This window comes from Motilibacter deserti, assembly GCF_011250635.1.
Classification (GTDB): Bacteria; Actinomycetota; Actinomycetes; order Motilibacterales; family Motilibacteraceae; genus Motilibacter_A; species Motilibacter_A deserti.
Map to the genome: position 1 here is coordinate 1 of NZ_JAANNP010000249.1, position 983 is coordinate 983.

The 983-nt window shown below is 74.6% G+C and carries 1 protein-coding gene and 1 pseudogene; one reads left to right on the forward strand and one right to left on the reverse strand.

Features of this window, described 5'->3' with window-relative positions; all coding sequences use genetic code 11:
- Nucleotides 1–631 (forward strand): EAL domain-containing protein (locus G9H71_RS22845; RefSeq protein ID WP_166285028.1); only part of this gene is annotated, 631 nt, incomplete at its 5' end.
- A 93-nt stretch (nt 632–724) separates the two neighbouring features.
- On the opposite strand, the pseudogene G9H71_RS22850 reads toward G9H71_RS22845, so the two are convergent.
- Nucleotides 725–983, reverse strand: a pseudogene (locus G9H71_RS22850) (hypothetical protein); the annotation flags it as partial.

The following is a 983-nucleotide window of genomic DNA, read 5'->3' on the forward strand; positions in this document are numbered from 1 at the left end:
GGACAGCCGCGTACTGCTCGAGATCGGGCGGCGGGTCATCAGCCTGGCCTGCCTGCAGCTCGCGGCGTGGGACGCGGAGCTGGGCGAGCGCGCTCCGAAGCGGATGTTCCTCAACGTCTCGGTCGCGGAGCTTGCCCACCCCGGGCTCGACGAGCACGTACGCCAGTCGCTGGCGGCGGCGGGCATCGCCCCCGAGCGCCTGGTGCTGGAGATCACCGAGACCGGCGTGCTCGAGGACACGCACGTCGTCGGCTCGGCGGTGGAGGGGCTGCTGTCGCTCGGCTGCGAGCTGGCGATCGACGACTTCGGGACGGGCTACTCCTCGCTGAGCCGGCTGGTGCAGCTGCCCGCGCGGATCCTCAAGATCGACCGGTCCTTCGTCCGCGGGCTCGCGGCCGACCACGAGTCGGTGGCGGTCGTCTCGGCCGTGCTGCTGCTCGCCCACAACCTGCGCAAGTCGGTCGTGGCCGAGGGCGTCGAGGACCCGCAGGCGCTGGACGCGCTGCGCGAGCTCGGGTGCGCGTACGCCCAGGGCTTCCACCTCGCGCTGCCGCAGCCGGCGGCGGAGCTGACCCCGAAGTTCGCCGCCGTCGTGCCGCACGAGGCGCCCGAGGAGACGTACGTCGTCTGACCCCGGTGCGGGAGGCCGCCGGCCGGCGGGGCCAGCCGGCCCCGCCTGGAGCGGCCAGGGTGGGCGCTGACTCCTCGGCGGCGGCCGACGCCCCTAGGACGTCACCGGCATCGTCATCAGCGTCTGGCCCTGCGGGGTCACGATGGCGAGCGTCGAGAGCTGGGCCCGCGGGATGCCCGTCGTGCCCTCGATGATCGCGTCGCCGGAGTACTCGGCGTTCCAGCTCGCGGCGACCTCGCGCCGGCCGTCCTTGGCGGTCGCGACCAGCCGGCAGTCCAGCCGCCCGGTCAGGCCCGACAGCCGCAGCGTCAGGTGGGTGCCGGCGGCGAAGTCGGCCAGCGTGACCTCGGCG